Source organism: Rhodococcus sp. EPR-134 (genome assembly GCF_001647205.1).
GTDB classification, from domain to species: Bacteria; Actinomycetota; Actinomycetes; order Mycobacteriales; family Mycobacteriaceae; genus Rhodococcus_F; species Rhodococcus_F qingshengii.
In genome coordinates, this window is the sequence record NZ_LVCT01000274.1 from 1 (window position 1) to 989 (window position 989).

The 989-nt window shown below is 59.0% G+C and carries 1 protein-coding gene and 1 pseudogene; one reads left to right on the forward strand and one right to left on the reverse strand.

The window, feature by feature from the left end; genetic code table 11:
• A partial coding sequence (locus A2J01_RS12265) for an ATP-binding cassette domain-containing protein (protein WP_156519253.1) occupies positions 1-246 on the reverse strand: 246 nt, incomplete at its 3' end.
• Positions 247-477: 231 nt separating this feature from the next.
• Between A2J01_RS12265 and A2J01_RS12270 the strand changes: the two are divergent.
• Positions 478-989: pseudogene (locus tag A2J01_RS12270) on the forward strand (tRNA (N6-isopentenyl adenosine(37)-C2)-methylthiotransferase MiaB); the annotation flags it as partial.

Consider the following 989-nt stretch of genomic DNA (forward strand, 5'->3'; position numbering starts at 1 on the left):
GACCATCCCGACGTCGGCACGAAGTGCGGCAAGTGCTTTGCCCTCCTCGGGGAGCGTCTTGCCGTCGACGGCAATGGTGCCCGAGTCGATGGGTTCCAGGCGATTGATGGTGCGGCACAGAGTCGACTTACCGGAGCCCGACGGACCGAGGACGATCACCACTTGGCCCTTGGGTACTTCGAGATTGACCTCTTGCAGGACGTGAAGTTCCCCGAAGTGTTTGTTCACCGAGGTCATCGAAATCATGGATGTGGAATCGCCGGAGGTGGTCGGCGTCGTCGCATCGTCGGCTTGGGTCATAAACGAGAACCTTAGGCGTAGTTTGCGTCGACGCCCGTGATTTCGCCATGGTTCTTGCCATATGTAATGGAAATTTTACTGTGACGACGTTTATGTCGCGTTTCGGCTGTTTATCAGGGCGTTATTACACGTCGTAGTGGACGTGAGCTAGGCTGAAGCGTGTCACTGATCGACGAAATGTCCCCTGCACTTCCGGAGCCGACTGCAGTTCCGGAGCCGACTGCGAAGTCTGTTCGCACCTACGAGGTGCGGACGTACGGCTGTCAGATGAACGTCCACGATTCCGAGCGACTGTCCGGTCTGCTCGAGGACGCCGGGTATTCGAAGGCGGAGACCGGAACCGATCCTGATCTTGTCGTCTTCAACACGTGTGCGGTCCGCGAGAACGCGGACAACAAGTTGTACGGCAACCTCAGCCAGCTCGCCCCGAACAAGGAGGCGAACCCCGACATGCAGATCGCGGTCGGTGGGTGCCTGGCGCAGAAGGATCGTGACACCGTCGTCAAGAAGGCACCGTTCGTCGATGTCGTCTTCGGCACTCACAACATCGGCTCGCTTCCCGCGCTGCTCGACCGTGCGCGTCACAATCAGCGCGCCGAGGTCGAAATCCTCGACGCACTCGAGGCGTTTCCGTCGACACTGCCAGCCAAGCGCGAATCTGCTTATGCAGGTTGGGTTTCCATCTCGGT